This window comes from Idiomarina sp. D18 (assembly GCF_057748155.1).
On sequence record NZ_CM173240.1, the window covers coordinates 1,080,751 to 1,096,159 of the forward strand.

14 protein-coding genes are annotated in these 15,409 nt (G+C 46.9%); 8 read left to right on the forward strand and 6 right to left on the reverse strand.

Annotation, left to right across the window (positions count from 1 at the left end; all coding sequences use genetic code 11):
- Nucleotides 1–101: 101 nt before the first annotated feature.
- Nucleotides 102–1,427 (reverse strand): APC family permease, encoded by a 1,326-nt coding sequence (locus AC3AP5_RS05130; protein WP_117316661.1) that lies wholly within the window; start codon nucleotides 1,425–1,427, stop codon nucleotides 102–104.
- A gap of 343 nt (nucleotides 1,428–1,770) precedes the next feature.
- Between AC3AP5_RS05130 and AC3AP5_RS05135 the strand changes: the two genes are divergently transcribed.
- The 3 genes from AC3AP5_RS05135 (at nucleotide 1,771) to AC3AP5_RS05145 (ending at nucleotide 3,753) form a co-directional block, all read left to right on the forward strand.
- A complete protein-coding gene (locus AC3AP5_RS05135) occupies nucleotides 1,771–2,121 on the forward strand; it encodes a hypothetical protein (RefSeq protein WP_287830572.1) in 351 nt (116 codons plus the stop codon).
- Between the two features lie 96 nt (nucleotides 2,122–2,217).
- Nucleotides 2,218–2,709, forward strand: coding sequence for a DUF411 domain-containing protein (locus tag AC3AP5_RS05140; protein ID WP_117316663.1), 492 nt, complete (start codon nucleotides 2,218–2,220; stop codon nucleotides 2,707–2,709).
- 207 nt (nucleotides 2,710–2,916) lie between these two features.
- Nucleotides 2,917–3,753 (forward strand): formyltransferase family protein, encoded by an 837-nt coding sequence (locus tag AC3AP5_RS05145; RefSeq protein ID WP_117316667.1) that lies wholly within the window; start codon nucleotides 2,917–2,919, stop codon nucleotides 3,751–3,753.
- A gap of 301 nt (nucleotides 3,754–4,054) precedes the next feature.
- On the opposite strand, the gene AC3AP5_RS05150 is transcribed toward AC3AP5_RS05145, so the two are convergent.
- The 3 genes from AC3AP5_RS05150 to AC3AP5_RS05160 form a co-directional block, all read right to left on the reverse strand.
- A complete protein-coding gene (locus tag AC3AP5_RS05150; RefSeq protein ID WP_176582452.1) occupies nucleotides 4,055–4,804 on the reverse strand; it encodes a copper resistance protein B in 750 nt (249 codons plus the stop codon).
- A gap of 9 nt (nucleotides 4,805–4,813) precedes the next feature.
- On the reverse strand, nucleotides 4,814–6,628 hold the full coding sequence (locus AC3AP5_RS05155; RefSeq protein WP_117316669.1) for a copper resistance system multicopper oxidase: 1,815 nt from the start codon (nucleotides 6,626–6,628) through the stop codon (nucleotides 4,814–4,816).
- Between the two features lie 463 nt (nucleotides 6,629–7,091).
- Nucleotides 7,092–7,400 carry a PadR family transcriptional regulator gene (locus tag AC3AP5_RS05160; protein ID WP_272978487.1) on the reverse strand — a complete coding sequence of 103 codons (309 nt, stop codon included), beginning with the start codon at nucleotides 7,398–7,400 and terminating at the stop codon, nucleotides 7,092–7,094.
- Between the two features lie 97 nt (nucleotides 7,401–7,497).
- Between AC3AP5_RS05160 and AC3AP5_RS05165 the strand changes: the two genes are divergently transcribed.
- The 4 genes from AC3AP5_RS05165 to AC3AP5_RS05180 all read left to right on the forward strand — a co-directional run bounded on the left by AC3AP5_RS05165 (nucleotide 7,498) and on the right by AC3AP5_RS05180 (nucleotide 9,826).
- Nucleotides 7,498–7,980 (forward strand): hypothetical protein, encoded by a 483-nt coding sequence (locus AC3AP5_RS05165; protein WP_272978489.1) that lies wholly within the window; start codon nucleotides 7,498–7,500, stop codon nucleotides 7,978–7,980.
- 11 nt (nucleotides 7,981–7,991) lie between these two features.
- Complete coding sequence (locus AC3AP5_RS05170) at nucleotides 7,992–9,158, forward strand: APC family permease (protein WP_199495188.1); 1,167 nt, start codon at nucleotides 7,992–7,994, stop codon at nucleotides 9,156–9,158.
- A 114-nt stretch (nucleotides 9,159–9,272) separates the two neighbouring features.
- Complete coding sequence (locus tag AC3AP5_RS05175; protein ID WP_199495189.1) at nucleotides 9,273–9,545, forward strand: CopG family ribbon-helix-helix protein; 273 nt, start codon at nucleotides 9,273–9,275, stop codon at nucleotides 9,543–9,545.
- Nucleotides 9,533–9,826 carry a type II toxin-antitoxin system RelE/ParE family toxin gene (locus tag AC3AP5_RS05180; RefSeq protein WP_199495190.1) on the forward strand — a complete coding sequence of 98 codons (294 nt, stop codon included), beginning with the start codon at nucleotides 9,533–9,535 and terminating at the stop codon, nucleotides 9,824–9,826. The genes AC3AP5_RS05175 and AC3AP5_RS05180 overlap by 13 nt, the downstream gene beginning before the upstream one ends.
- Here AC3AP5_RS05180 and AC3AP5_RS05185 read toward each other — a convergent pair.
- Nucleotides 9,817–12,828 (reverse strand): Tn3 family transposase, encoded by a 3,012-nt coding sequence (locus AC3AP5_RS05185; RefSeq protein ID WP_286911270.1) that lies wholly within the window; start codon nucleotides 12,826–12,828, stop codon nucleotides 9,817–9,819. The genes AC3AP5_RS05180 and AC3AP5_RS05185 overlap by 10 nt on opposite strands.
- A 24-nt stretch (nucleotides 12,829–12,852) precedes the next feature.
- A complete protein-coding gene (locus tag AC3AP5_RS05190) occupies nucleotides 12,853–14,097 on the reverse strand; it encodes a site-specific integrase (protein ID WP_487327140.1) in 1,245 nt (414 codons plus the stop codon).
- 244 nt (nucleotides 14,098–14,341) lie between these two features.
- On the opposite strand from AC3AP5_RS05190, the gene AC3AP5_RS05195 reads away from it, so the two are divergent.
- Nucleotides 14,342–15,364, forward strand: coding sequence for a DNA-binding protein (locus AC3AP5_RS05195; protein ID WP_199495193.1), 1,023 nt, complete (start codon nucleotides 14,342–14,344; stop codon nucleotides 15,362–15,364).
- Nucleotides 15,365–15,409 lie beyond the last annotated feature (45 nt).

The window sequence follows — 15,409 nt, forward strand, 5'->3', positions numbered from 1 at the left end:
GCCCGATGACAGCAGGGCACACTGTTTCGACCGTTATTCAGCCCGCTTCTACGGTTGTATTTTCCAGTGGGCGTGATTCGTATACTGCACAGTGACTCACATCAGTTATAATTTTTGTCATCTTCTTCATACGCGTGTAGCTTTAGAAACCACTTCTCAGCCGCAAATACAATAAGAACTCCGGCCACAGAAACCCAAACAATGAAGATATCTGACTTTGCTTTCACCCACAAAAACGCCAAAAGGACAACGAAATCGAGAATAATCGCGCTTACTAGGATCCAGGCTTTAGCGTGTACGTCTTCTCGCAAATGCTTAAACACGCCCCAATGGATGAAAATATCCATTACGATGTAAAAAACTACACCGATCGAGGCTATACGGCTTAAATCAAAGAATATGGTCAGAATGATCGCGATTACCAACGTATAAATTAAGGAATGTCTTCTTAAATCTCCTGGTAACGAAAAGTGACGATGAGGCACAAGTTGCATTGATGTAAGCATCGATAGCATGCGAGAAACTGCAAATATGCTGGCAACGACACCGGAAGAGGTGGCAATAATCGCAAAGGCTATAGTAAACCATGCGCCATACTGGCCGAAGGCAGGTCGTGATGCCTCAGCTAAAGAGTAGTCTTTAGCCTGTATTATTTCGTCAATTGACAGGTTTGCTCCTACTGCGACCGCCACAAAAACATAAAGTACCACACAGATCGAAATAGAAATGATGATGGCCCTTCCTACATTTTTTTCCGGTTGTTTTAGCTCTCCGCCGCTGTTTGTGATTGTTGTGAAGCCTTTGTAGCCCAAAATACCCAGTGCTACTGCCCCCAGAAATCCGGTTGCGCTGGTTTCCTGGGGGTGTGCTGAAACACTCTCAAACGACAAACCAGTTGCCCACAGCCCGCCTATTGCCAAAATCGCCAGCCCGGCTATTTTGATAAAAGCCATAATAAACGAAAGCGTCTGAATGAATTGATTGCTGAGAATATTGACAATGAACGCAACAATAAGAAGACTTACCCCAAGTGCTGGAATGAGCCACTCAGCGCCCTGGGTGTCGAACAGCTGTAGAACATAAGTGCCAAAAGTACGGGCAACAAGACTTTCATTGATAACCATGGAAAAAAACATCAGCAATGCGCAGGCTCCGGTCATCAGGCCTCTGCCATAAGCTTTTTTTAAGAACATGGCGATACCCCCTGCGGAAGGGTATTTCTGCGCCATTTTGACGTAACTGTATGAACTAAACCCTGCAATTATTGCCGCTACCAGGAACGCAAAAGGAAACCATGTGCCAGCCAGCTCAGCAATTTGACCGGTTAAGGCAAATATACCTGCGCCAATCATCACACCGGTTCCCATTGACACTGCGCCCCAAAGACTTAACGAATCTTTACTGTTTGAATGCTCGTGATCATTCATCGTCAATCATCCTCTTTCGCTAATTGGGTAAAGTTTTCTGGTATGGAATTGGATTGTTCGTTTTGTTTAGACTATTTAGCATTCCACATATCACACCTGAACGAGTTGTCTTGTTTTACCTTTAAAGTTTTTCCACTGAAAATAGATCAAAACGCAAGAGATGTGTCGCAACGATCAAACTCAGGGCAGCGCTCATCTTTTAAATATCAAAACTATCAAACAAATTAATGATAAGGCCAGTGGTTCGTCAACTAACAGAGAGATTTGAGTGTTTAATGTTGTACATATCTTTATAATTTGCTACCTTGCTGGGGTGATGAAACATATTATTAGCAGAGTTACTGTGTTAATTTTCTGTGTGGTTGCGCTTGTGGCTCAATCACTCGTGGTTGCGTCTCCGCAATGTGAAATGGATAGTCATCACAATGTCATGGCAAGTTCTGCCCAATCGACAGCCCATCATTTCTCGGGCGAAATCGTTGATTCAGTTCATAACTTTCACTCGAATGACTCCGGTCAACACTGCCCCGATGAATGCAGCTGTCTCGTGACGGTCTGTCATCAAGTTTCTGTTATTGTTCCGGTTCTATTTCTGGCATCTGCTCACACGCCTGATGGCAAAATTCAAATGACTGACCAACCCAGCTTCGAAGTAATGTCGAAACCCTACCTACGCCCTCCAAAACTTTCCTAAGCTATTGTTAGTGCGCATCGAAAGCGCATAGTCTTATTCTGTCAAAATTAAATGGGTGCCTTTGCGCACCATGAACTGCATTCCCGGGGGGAAACAATGAAATACAAAATTACTAAAAAGTCAGCATTTTTGTCTGCGTTAATTTTTGCAACTGCGCATTTTTCGTTGAGTGCGGTAGCACAGGATCTTTATCAATTAACTGTTCACAAAACCTCGTCTTGCGGGTGTTGTAAAAAATGGGTAAGTCACATAGAGGAAGCTGGAATTGAGACAAAAATCATAAACCATGAACACTTAACTTCAGTTAAGGCTCAATATTCAATCGAGCCTCGTTATCAATCTTGCCATACAGCGGTAGATCAGCATGGTGTTGTATTTGAAGGTCACATCCCTGCTAAATTTATTCGACAATTTCAGGCTAATCCTTTGCCAAACGTGGTGGGATTAAGTGTACCTGCCATGCCGCTAGGAAGTCCTGGAATGGAATTTAATGATCGCTTTCAACCCTACGAAATACTCCTGTTAATGAATGATGGGTCAAGTAAGGTTTATAAGAAAGTGAGTACGTACGAGGAACAGTTTAATTAACTTTGTCCAAGCGGATGTAGGACAAATTGAAAAAATATTTATCAAAACACAAAGAAGTGAGAATACAAAACGATAATTCAATTCGGGGTTTAAACAATGGGGCGAACCTTGTGCTCGAACAAGGGAATGGTCATTACCGACATGTTTATTCCATAATGCATCAGCTTTAATGTCTTTGCAGTTAGCATGTGAGAGAGTCTGTCAAATATGAAGATCATTTATTTTGGAAGTGATTTGTTTTCGAACTGTTTATCACTTTTAATCAGAAAAAGAATAAGTATTGAAGTCGTTTTTATTAATGACTTACAAGGTAACGCGAACTTCATTAAGAAAATTTCAGATGAGAATAACATAAAGTGGCGTTCAGACCGACCGGTAAAAGAGATTCTTAATCAATATATAAGTATTGATACAACTATTTTTATCGTAGCTGATTATGGTTATATATTACCAAAGACAGATGTACAATATGCCGTCAATATTCACCCATCATTATTACCCAAAGGAAAGGGACCCACGCCTTTGACATATTTGATTGATAACCCAGAATATGCAGGCGTTACCATACACAAACTCACCGAGACTCCAGACGATGGAGATATTCTTGTTCAAGAGAAATTTGATATTGATCATAACGAAACTATTTCATCTTTAATGGTAAAGTCTCAGTTGCTCGCAGAGTCACTGCTTGAGAAGCTGTTGAATGATTTTAATGAAATTTATGACAAGGCGATACCACAAGTAAAAGCCCTGTCGTCTTATCAGGCAATCCCTTCAACAGAGCGAAGGTTCGTTACTTGGAGTGAAAGCACGACCCGTTTCAGGCAAGCACTTCGTCAGTATGGGCATTTTGGTATCCTCGTCGAGTTAGATAAGCAGCTTTATATTACCAGTGAAGCAGAGGTAACAGACTTCGACCATAGCTTCCTTCCCGGTAGAGTGATTTTTGAGGATTTTTCGATTATTAGCATCGCAATCAGTGGTGGTTTTGTTATTTTTACTAAGCGAAGTTTGATGCTAATAAATCCGACGTCGAATAGATAATAGTAAGTCTCACAAATATTTACCCTTAACCTATCCTCCTTTTTTAAAATCTATCTCAGTTAAAGAGAAGATGGGATGATATATCATTAGTATGCCCTTCAATATACTGATACGATAATATTTCAAACGTTAAGAGTTAGTTGAAAATAATGCATATTTAATATGCAGCTCATACTGCACATCTTCTCTAGTGAAGTACAAATAATGCGTAATAACCATAATGAATGAACGCTGCTGGCTCTCCCGTAGTAGACAGAGAAAATAGCCGAAATATGTTTTCGGCTATTTTTTATGCGTGGTGTTAGAACCAGATCCTAGCCCCTACTACTACGCCAGTTTCACTGGTTGACTCGCCGTCTGCTTTTAACGCATCAGCTGTATTCCCTAAGGCTTTGCTGTAATAAACGCCAACATAGGGCGCTATCTCCCTCACTATCTCATGGCGGTATCGCAAACCGATACGAATGTTACTCAGCCCGCTTTGACGGTTATATTTTTCCGAATCGGTGAGGTTAGCTACTACTTCCAGGCGCGGTTGCAGATAGGAAACCTGACTTAACTGCCAGTCGTATTCTGTTTCATTGATGAACTGCATGTCACCGTCTTCGTTGATACGAAGTGAGTTTTCCATTTCAAACCAATAGGGGGCGAGTCCCTGGTAACTGATCACCGCATAGTTTTCCATGTCAGCATCTGACGACATTTCGCCTTTCGTACCAACGCCGACCTGCACAGACCAGAAAGCAGAAACGAGGTACCCGTAAAGTACCTCGGCGCGTTCAAGATCCGTGGGCATGCCGTCGTTTTGGGTATTTTCACCTTCGCTTTTAAACACTAAGCGATGATAATCACCGCCATACCAGGCCTGCATATCCCACACAGCCCGATTTTGTTGTTCATCAGTTCGCGTATACTCGAGTCGGTCAAACAGTACCTGACCAAAGTTCTCATTCGGAATAGGAGACGGCCAGTTATCTTTTGACTGCGCCATTACCATATTATTGAAGCCTAGAGCAAAGGCGATGAGCCCTGTTGACAATATCTTGTTCATCTTCATCTCCTATGCAACCTGAACAACACGAAACATGCCCGCTTCCATGTGGTAAAGCAGGTGACAATGAAAAGCCCACTCTCCGGGTGCATCTGCGCTAATCTGCAACGATACTTTCTCACCGGGTTTGAGGCTGATGGTATGCTTCCTCGGTCTTGGATACTGGCCATTTTCCAGTTCCATCCACATACCATGTAAATGAATGGGATGGTCCATCATGGTGTCGTTAACCAGAACTAGACGAAGCCGCTCTCCAAAATTAAAACGGACATACCCATCTACTTCGCGGAACTTCTTGCCGTCGAACGACCACATGTATCTTTCCATGTTTCCTGTTAAATGAAGCTCGACTTGACGCTCTGGCTCTCGCTCATCAGGCCATGCATGTTCGCCTATTAGGTCAGCGTAAACCAATACGCGATGTGGACTGTCTTCCAACCCAATGCCCGGCTCGTCTAAACGCGGCCGTGGATTTTGTGCGATCATAGCGGCGCCTTGACCATGCCCGTCTTCACTATGAACAATGTCTATCTTTTCTACGGGCAGCACCCGTGAAGATTTCATATCCCCCTGCATCATGTTGCTATGCATTGTATGTTCGCCATGCTGTGCCATTTTCTTCATATCCATCTCTGAAGAAGTCATCCCTTCTTTCATGCTTTCTGATTTTTGCATGTTCATTCCGTCCATCCCTGACATGTCCATGCCCATGGCTGCCATGCCGCGCTCCGTGATGGTTCGTTGTGGTGGAATCGCTGCGGTCATACCTATCGATGGGGTGAGCGTACCGCGGGCATAGCCGCTTCTGTCAAAACTCTCAGCAAAAAAGGTATAAGCCTTTCGTTCTTTTGGTTGGACAATGACATCGTAAGTTTCAGCTACTGCAATTCGGAACTCATCTACATTGACCGGCTTAACGGGCTGACCGTCAGCAGCAACAACCGTCATCTCTAATCCCGGAATACGAAAATCAAAGTAGGTCATAGCAGAACCGTTGATGATGCGTAAACGCACTTTCTCACCCACATTAAACAGCGCCTGCCAGTCATCCTCTGGGGTGCGGCCATTCATCAGGTAGGTGTAAGTGCTGCCTGTGACATCTGCGATGTCACGAGGGCTCATGCGCATTGCGCCCCACATGGCGCGTTCCTTCCATGTTTCGCTAAGACCTTTTTTTTCAACATCTTCCAATGTGTCGAAGATAGTTCGCTTTTGGTAATTGTAATAACCCTCAGCCACTTTCAGCTTTCTCATCACGTCGTGAGGGTCAGCAAAGGTCCAGTCACTTAGGATGATAGTGTGTTCCCGGTCTGCGCCGATGTCCCCGTCGGCAGGCTCAACGATGAGTGGGCCAAGATGCCCGCGTTGCTCCTGAAGACCGGAGTGGCTGTGATACCAATATGTTCCGTTTTGCACTACATCAAACGCATAATTGAATGTCTGACCTGGCTTTATCCCAGCAAACGAAACGCCTGGTACTCCATCCATCCCAGCGGGCAAAATAATGCCGTGCCAGTGAATAGACGTATCTTGTTCAAGTCGGTTGGTAACATTCAGTTGAGCACGCTGACCTTCTTTTAGCCTTATCAGGGGCCCCGGCATCTGGCCGTTGATGGTAATAGGCAGGCCAGTTTTTGAGCCTATTGCTAAATTGGCCTCAGAAATCGTCAGATTTTTAATGTCATCAGTCAGCACCTGATCTTTAAAGTGACGACCAGCGGGCGCGGCCCAAAGCGGACTGACCTTAGTCAGGGCCGCCGCTGCGCTCGCAGTCATAGCGCCAAGAACGAATCTGCGACGACCATCATTAAATGAATTACGCATAAAGTTAGCCTTTAAATATGATTGTATTCAGGCAGAAAAACTTCAACCTGGGAAAATATCTTGTTGGGGTATTCGAAAGTCAGGCTATGGGTGGTCGATATGGGGGGGAATAAATACCTACAGGAACGGCAAGGCTAATAAAATCATATTGCTCAGCATAGTTGAGCGCTAAATGGCTGTGAGAGAAACAAGCCAACGTCGATACATGATTGCAATTCGCCATTGTGCAGAAGCAACCGTCCTCGCAACAATCTGAGCCGTCTTTATGAGATCCGTGCTTTTGCCCGTCTTTGACCGACAGCGGATTGTAGGCGAGCTGGCCGACATGCCTTTCAATAGCGCTAACATTCGGCATTAAGGAGGGTCTGCCGGGATTCGTACAGAATTCGCCAAAAGAATCCTAATGTATTGATATTTAATGGTTTTACCATTTTTTAGATAACGTAATATCGCGTCAACTGGCCTAAGCCTGAGGTTCCAAAAGCTCGCCAAATAATTCACGAGCTTTTTCCTTTGCTAAGCTCAGTGCTCGTTGACCATCTTCAGTGCAACGATAGTATTTACGAATTTTCCCGTTGACTTCGCGTTTTTCACTTCTTAAATAACCATTTACTTCCATCTTATGCAGCATCGGATAGAGTGTCCCGGGACTGAGTTTATAGCCGTGAGTGCTTAGCTCATCTATCATCCCAGCGCCAAATATTTCCTCGTGGGCAGCATGGTGCAATATATGTAACTTAATAAAACCAGAAAACAAATCTCTATCTTGCATTTTACCCTCAGCAATACTATCGTTATCGAGTATCGATATCGAAATCCGATATTTATTTCTTAAGTACGCCAGAACTTGTGTTATTCAAGGAGAAACTATGAAAGTTTTATCACGCCCCTTGCTCTTGGCCTATGCGTTACTGTTTAGCACGTTCAGTTTAGCACAAGAGGAAAACCCGAATGACTGGATTTTAAATGCGGACTCAAGTGAAGAACGTTTTCAACTTATTCAAGGGTATTTACGCGGCTTTGATCAACCCATGTGGGAAGTTGGAGAGCGTTATGAAAAGGTTCATGAGGCTTTGACGCGTGAAAATTATCAGCTAGCCGGTTATCACTGGCGAAAAATCAGAACCACTATTCAAAATGGATACTTAAAGCGCCCTAAGCGTAAACCAAATGCTGATAGTATTTTTTTCAATGGAACATGGGAAAGCGTAAAAGAAGCGTTTGATAGCGCTGATAAAGAGACTGCATGGAATGCTTTCGGAGAAGCCAAACGCGCTTGCATGGCCTGTCATCAGGCAGAAGGTGTTGGCTATATGAACAATCAATCGCTATTTGAGCTCGAGCAAGAATAGGAGTTATTGACGTGTCGAACAAGTTAGTTAGGGAAACGGGCTTATTTGGTGCACTTGTCATCGGTCTGGGTTCAATCGTTGGTACGGGAGCCTATGTCAGCGTTGGTTTAAGCGCTGAAATTGCGGGCTCAGGCTTGGTTTTGGCCATACTGGTCGCCGCTGCGACTGCCTTAATGAACGGTCTATCGTCGGCACAGCTTGCCGTTGCGCACCCGGTTAGCGGCGGAACGTATGAATACGGTTACCAGTTCCTGAACCCGTTTAGTGGCCGAATTGCTGGTATACTTTTTGTTATAGCCAAAAGCGCTTCTGCAGCTACGGCCGCGCTTGCGGTTGCCTGGTATATTAGCCTAGGCTTGAATGTCCCTCCGTGGATCGTCAAATTTATCGCTGTCGGACTACTGCTAACGTTTACCGTGCTAGTCTTGTCTGGTGTACGCCGGACAAATTGGCTTAATGCATTATTGGTTTTCGTCAGTTTACTAGGCTTAATTGCTTTCGTAGGAATAGGCTTAAGCAGTAGCGGCATGTCTGGAGTAGACCCAGTCACATCATCTTCCTTGTCACTATTCCACGCAGCAGCACTGATGTTTGTTGCTTTTACGGGGTATGGAAGGATTGCAACCATGGGTGAAGAGATTAGTGCTCCACGTCGAAACATCCCCAAAGCCGTCATCATAACACTGGCTGTTATTAGCGCTATTTACATTGCGGTCGGCCTTACGATTTTGCATTTAGGTGGTATTCAGTCATTCGAGCAAAGTAATTTCAATATTGCTAACTTGATCCCTAATCATAGCTGGCGATGGCTTGTGGTTACTGGAGGCGTAATCGCCATGAGTGGTGTCGTTCTGAACCTGGTGTTAGGGGTGTCCCGTGTCATTCTTGCAATGGGCCGGCGCGGCGATCTACCAGCGAAAGTGGCAGGGTTGAGCGGCGATAGTAAATCAGCACCGGCAGCGACATGGATAACTTTCGCGATAATGTCCCTAATCGCTTTGTTTGGGGGGATTAAAGCCGCCTGGACACTCAGTGCCTTCACCGTATTAATTTATTACGGGATCACGAACATAGCTGCACTGAAAGTCTCTCAGACACAACGGTTTATACCGAAATGGGTATCTATTCTTGGTTTGCTGAGTTGTTTTGGATTAGTGCTGTTGGCAGCACTAGCTTAATTGAAAACATACGGTAAGACATTGATTTATTATTCAGTAAACATTATTGGATAACACGACATTTTTGCGATAGTATTAAACGGTAGTACCTTTTAATACTTAGGTAGGTTAGAAATGGCAACATCCGTAAAACTGAATGACGATATGAAAAAACGCGTGCAGCACTTAGCAGATGTTCGTCATCGCTCAGCGCATTGGATCATGCGTCAGGCGATCCAGGATTATGTTGAACGTGAAGAAAAACGTGAAACGTTTAAGCAAGATGCACGTCGTGCCTGGGAAGATTACCAACGTAATGGTTTGCATTTGACGGCAGCGGAAGCCGATGAATGGTTAGCCAAACTTGAATCGGGTGACAATGCTGAGTTGCCAACGTGTCACAAGTAATTTGGTCCCCGGCCGCTTTAGCGGATGTGCAACGTCTGCATGATTTTTTGCGAGAGAAAGATCCGATAGTGGCCCGTAAGGCCGTCAAAAGCATCCGCCAAAACGTCCTTATTTTGGCTGGTCAACCCGAAATTGGCCGCCCGCTGGATGATATGCCCATTGAATTCAGAGAGTGGCTCATTGATTTTGGTCAAAGCGGTTATGTTGCACTCTACCGTTACGATGGCTTTGAAACGATCATCCTTGCAGTGCGACATCAAAAGGAAGTTGGCTATTCGTGATCGCTTGGCTTATTCAGTACCTCAATACGATAATCCGGGCGCAGTGCCTGCCGGTTCATATCCAGTATATAATCACCAAAACGATTAATGTGCGCGGTTCGGTATGGCGACAACCCGGCAATAATGTCGGCAGTGATTTCGGTACCATCCTCCATTAGCTGCTTGAGCACACGCGTCATGCGCTCGGTGTTGTACAGCACGACCATGTTCGCCACTAGATGATTGTACTTCACGATTTTATTTTGCTCGTGACGGACATTTTGTGCAATAACACCTTCACCGCCGAAGAACAGCCATTTAATAAAACCGTTAAACTCTTCAGATTTATTGGTTTCTGACTGAATGACCTGCCGTAAGTCCACATTATCAATGTAGTTCAGGAGAAACAGTGTTCGGATCACTTTGCCCAACTCCCGAAACGCAAAATACAGTTTGTTTTTCCGGCTGTATGTGCCGAGTCGGCGTAACAAAGACGATGCGGGCATGCGGCCCAATTTTATGGATAAAATGATTTTCAGCATGTCGGGAAGCAGCTGCTCAATCAACGCAAAATCAATGCTGCCGGCAAACAGTTGATCGATGTGCTCGTAGCGGCAGGTCTTGTCGGGTCGAAATAAATTTAAATCATGGATGTTTCGGATCCGCGGCATCAATTGAATACCCAGCAAGTACGAGAGCCCGAATACCGGATAACTTTGCGACTGAGTATCGCCGTGTAAAAACTCAGGCTGGATCTCGGATTGGTTATTCAGTAGTCCGTCAATTAAGTAGTTTCCCTCGTAGGCACCACAGGACAAAAAATGACTGTATAACGCAATGTAGGTATCGGATACGTGGTAGTAACCGATGCCGCCGTAGCCACCGTAGCGAATATGGTACTCAGACATCAGGTTCTGCTCGTACAACTCCCATTTGGTTCCGTCTACCGACGCGTGCTGCCCGCTGCCCCAGAACCTCGGCAGATCGAACTGGTTGTATGCATTGATGACGTTGGCAATGGCCTTATCTAAACGATCATCCGTCACTTGTTTTAAGTTCAACCAGGCCACCTGCTTAGGGCTGATCCCCTTGATAGAGCGCGCCGTTTGTGTGGGCCCTAAATTGCATCCGTAACAAAATAACGTAGTAACGAAACGTCTGGCCGGATCATCCACCCGGCTTTGTTGGCCGGACAAGGGATAAAATAAATCACTGAGATTTAACCAACGTTCGCTGTCCACCAAAATGTCAACGATGCTCGTTGGCTCCAGTTGTTGGCTGATGGCATCATCCACACGCTGGATGGCCGCTCCGGGTCGCTGTGTTAATAATCGCTTTAAACTGATCCGACCCTCTTTTATCTGAGCGTAGGTATTTTCCGGAAAACGTTCATCCACTCGCTGTGCCAACCGCGCCAGTTTAGATTTCAAATGCTGAATGAGTTCACCGGGCTTCTCCAGTGGTAATTCGACCTGCTGCGCGTAGCGTGGCAGCTCGCGTGCGTAGGTTGCCTCATCAATCAGCCCCTTGCGATAATCCTTGTATTGCTCGCTGTTGACCACGTACAGATCCACAGATGCCAATTCCTGTTTAATGTGGAGTAAAATGCACAGCTCCAGATATTTGCGGTGAAACGTCATAAAATCGTCGTCCCGCTTGGGCGGTCCCAGTACCAGCTTTTTCCAGGCAGTAGATAACCATTTACTGCCTTTGACACCATCAAAGGCCTCCAACACATAGCGTGTGTCAATGTGCTCCTGACGGACATCGCGCAACGATAACAGACAACGTATCAGACGTTCGGTGGTTTTGTCGCTGGAGGTGCTGCGCAATGTGAGGATGGACAGGCAATTGAATAACAGCGACCGTTTGGTGCGATAAGGCCGCAAAAGAAAGGGATAGTAATTATTGCCGGAGTAAGCCAGGTGCTCATCGCATTTTGCCATCAGCGCTTCTTTATCCGGACCCGCGCGTTCATCGAGACGTTTGAGACGCTCTGCGGCACTGCCGGGCGTATCCATTTCCAGTAGCATATCGCGCAGGGTGCCAATGAGCTCGTTCGTCTGTGCCTGTTGCTGCAGGATGTAGCGTTGTAAGTTGTCTTGCGCCTGTCTCTCCAGCCCTCGTATAAGCTTAATAAACAGCTCAGCCACATCATCCAGCGCCTGTCCGTGTTGACTGCGGATCAAGATCACGGCCAGAGCGTACCGTTTGTTGGGCCTTAAGTCGCGCATTTCTTTGGCATCCAGTGCCCGGGCTTCCAGCATAAACTGCCGGTACTTGGCGGTGGGTAATGACAAGGTTGGCATTTGGGTTTCCAGCGTCCGCAGCCATTCCACGTGATGTAAGTAACTTCGGATCGCCTTGTTGGTCGGTTTTTTAGGCTCACGTTTGAGTCGCTGCCAGTCACTGTACGTGCCTGATGAGACTTGCGTTGACAGCAACCGATCCAACTGTTTTTTAGCCACCGTACTCAGTTTTGTCGTGATCCCTGCGTACAGCTGATCATTGACCTGTTGTCGGCTCTGTTGGGCCTGTCGCTCTAAGACACTGAGTCCGGGTAACTCAAAACGGTGATGAACGAGCTCTTCGAGCATCACGTTGATGATATCGGTAATGGCTTCTTTCGTAAGCGCCGCGGTTTCAGCGACCTGACGTAACCAGCCGTGCTCTAATTGGGTAAAACGCCGGATCCCATGATGTTGGCGGATCTGAGTAATGTGACGTTGCCGGGTACCCGAGCGTTGATAGTTTGCCCATTGCTCAGGGGTGGGTTTTACGTGAATGTCGGCGACTTTTCGGATGTGCTCAATGATGGGGCTTGGTGCCTCCGCGGGTGACAGAAAGTAACCGAGTCGTTGCACCAGTTTCAGTTGCACCAAAAAACCTAAGCGGGCGATGGGTTGTGAAATGCTCGCCGCCCATTGGCGTTCATTTTCCGTCGGGTGATACCGGGCCGATAAAATGGCATAGGTAAAGTGCGCCTCCAGTTTCGGATACGCGGTTTGCACTCGTTGTGTCATGGCACGGTACCGCCTCTCATTCTGTTATTCCCATTGGCGCTGCGTTTCCGGTTCGCGGATCACCGCTTCCAGATAATAACGTTCGTCACTGGCAATGCTATGCAGCCGATCCAGTAACTCGTCGGCCACCGTATCGAGCCCCGATTGATGCCCGGGTGCCAACTGTAGTCGATAACCATGCGGCTCTATCTGTTCCACGTTCTCACTAAAGGCCTTTAAGCCGAACCGCTCGAGACGTTTTTGAACGGTTCGCTCTGCTCGTGTTTTGTGATCAAGTTTTAATAAGCGCAGTTCAACTGTAAGTACAATGGGCGTGGCTTCGGTCAGTTTTTTACTCTGGCGTACCACTTGAGCATTGGAGGGCATCGTTTCAAAGGGGGTAGAGGCTTCCAGGTAGCGCACGGTTGACTGGAGATCGCGCCACCCAACATACTCCATCAGCTCGTTCAGCGACCAGCCTTGCTGGGTCGCCCAGTTGGCAAATCCGCGTCTCAGTGAATGGCTACTGTACTGCTCAGCCTCTAACACACCCGCTTCTTTCAGGCGTTGCCGTAATAAGGGCAACACACTGGCCGAATTCATGGGCAGTGAAGCCATTTGCCCCCATCGGTTGATCCCTCGAAACACAGGGCCTTCGGTGATCGCTGCATCGTTTAACCAATCCTGATAGGCCTGAACCGGGCAAAGCGTCGACAACGCCGGTGTACGATAGGCCTGACCCTGATTGTTTCTGTCGGATTTACTGCGGGGTAAGTAGATCGACAAGCCTTCACCCGGCGCCAAATCAATGTTCTCTACATTCAGCCGGGTGATCTCATCACTGCGGAATCCCCGCCAAAATCCGATGAGCAGCAGCGCTTTATCCCGGCTCGCCCGAAGAGAGGTGGCATTGATGGTTGGTACGGCCAGGCGACAATGATCTAACCAATCACAGGTCTGCTCCAGGGCTTCGAGTTGTATGGGGCGCGCCTGCCTAACACGAGCCGGATGCAACTCGCGGATCCCTTTTAACACCTTACGAACCAACGGCGATTTGGTGGGATCGACAAAGCCCTGCGACTGATGCCATTGTCCCAGCGCGGCCAGCCGTAACTTCAGCGTATTATGCGCCAACACACCGGCATGATCCGACAGATACCGGGCAATTTGCTCCGCTGTGGCCGGCAGCCGGCCGCCCCAGTGCGCCTCGAAGTGCTCAATGGCTGATTGATAACTGCGCCGTGTATTCTCCCGGGTCGCGGCGTGCAGGTATCGATCCAAATCACTCATGATGTCCTCATTCGGACAGTACAGTTGACGGCTCGAATTGACCGTCGGTGCTCTGTACTGCTCAGTCGCTTATTCTCGTTTATTACGTAACAGAATAGCCGATAAATCAATAAGAAACAGGCTAACCCATCATAATTTCAGATTATCTAATATTAAAAACAGTTTAAATTAGACAAATTTGAAATATAGTTTAATATGTAAATACATATTACATACCTCAGTATGAAATCATCAGGAGGACAGAATGGCCAGAGGCGGTATAACCAAAAAGGCGGTCGAGCAGGCGCGCAATGCGTTACTCGCACGAGGAGAGTCAATTTCCATTGATGCCGTTCGTATCGAGCTCGGGAATACCGGCTCAAAGACCACCATTCACCGTTACTTAAAAGAGCTGGAAACCGAAGACGACAAAACGGCACTTTCAGAGTCTTTAAGTGACGAGCTCATCGCGTTGGTCAACCAACTCTCCGGTCGTCTCAAAGCTGAGGCACATCAGACGCTGGAAGCCCAAGAAGAGCGGCATAGCGAGCAGGTGACGGCGTGGCAGGAGCGATTTGAGCAACAAAGCCAGGAGTTATTGGCCACACAAGCGCATGTTGAAGAGCTGCTGCAAACGTTGAAACAAGCCGAGCAGCAACAACAGCAACTTCAGGAGACAAACCACCGGCTGGAGGTAGATAATGAGCGGCTCCAGTCCGATCTGTCCTCACAGAAACAACGCCTGTCTGAAAAAGATGAGCGTATTGCGTCACTGGAAGAAAAACACACACAAGCCCGGGAAGCGTTAAATCATTATCGTGATTCGGTCCGTGAGCAACGAGAGCACGAGCAGCGGCGCTACGAGCGCGACGTTCAGGGGCTGCAAAGTGAGATCAACGAGCTGGAGCAGGCATTGACCGCACGGCAGCACAGTTATTCAGAGCTGACGCAACGCAATACCCAATTGGAAACCCAATTGACGGAGCTTAAAAGACACTACGACGCCGTATACCAGGAAAGTCGAAGCACGGACGCTCAGCTATCCGAGTTAAAACAACAGTACGATCGACTGGACAACCGGTTTGTAAGCGTAACGAGCGAATTACAAGGTGCCCAAGACAAACAGGAGCGCTTACAAACATCGCTCACGGAGCTTACGCAGGAAAAACAGGCGTTAGAGCATGAATCAGTGCAACTGAACGCGGTGATTGCAACACAAAAAGAAATGATTGAGCACTGGTTTACTTCCGGGCAACTTAAAACCTTCTCCCCACACGGAGAGTCTTAATTCGAGTACCGGTCGTGAGATAGTTCTCTACTCGGACTTGACTCC

Coding starts and splice junctions, on each gene's coding strand:
- AC3AP5_RS05150 (WP_176582452.1), bottom strand. CDS start 4,804: ATGAACAAGATATTGTCAACAGGGCTCATCGCCTTTGCTCTAGGCTTC.
- AC3AP5_RS05130 (WP_117316661.1), bottom strand. CDS start 1,427: ATGAATGATCACGAGCATTCAAACAGTAAAGATTCGTTAAGTCTTTGG.
- AC3AP5_RS05185 (WP_286911270.1), bottom strand. CDS start 12,828: ATGACACAACGAGTGCAAACCGCGTATCCGAAACTGGAGGCGCACTTT.
- AC3AP5_RS05140 (WP_117316663.1), top strand. CDS start 2,218: ATGAAATACAAAATTACTAAAAAGTCAGCATTTTTGTCTGCGTTAATT.
- AC3AP5_RS05195 (WP_199495193.1), top strand. CDS start 14,342: ATGGCCAGAGGCGGTATAACCAAAAAGGCGGTCGAGCAGGCGCGCAAT.
- AC3AP5_RS05160 (WP_272978487.1), bottom strand. CDS start 7,400: ATGCAAGATAGAGATTTGTTTTCTGGTTTTATTAAGTTACATATATTG.
- AC3AP5_RS05175 (WP_199495189.1), top strand. CDS start 9,273: ATGGCAACATCCGTAAAACTGAATGACGATATGAAAAAACGCGTGCAG.
- AC3AP5_RS05165 (WP_272978489.1), top strand. CDS start 7,498: ATGAAAGTTTTATCACGCCCCTTGCTCTTGGCCTATGCGTTACTGTTT.
- AC3AP5_RS05190 (WP_487327140.1), bottom strand. CDS start 14,097: ATGAGTGATTTGGATCGATACCTGCACGCCGCGACCCGGGAGAATACA.
- AC3AP5_RS05145 (WP_117316667.1), top strand. CDS start 2,917: ATGAAGATCATTTATTTTGGAAGTGATTTGTTTTCGAACTGTTTATCA.
- AC3AP5_RS05155 (WP_117316669.1), bottom strand. CDS start 6,628: ATGCGTAATTCATTTAATGATGGTCGTCGCAGATTCGTTCTTGGCGCT.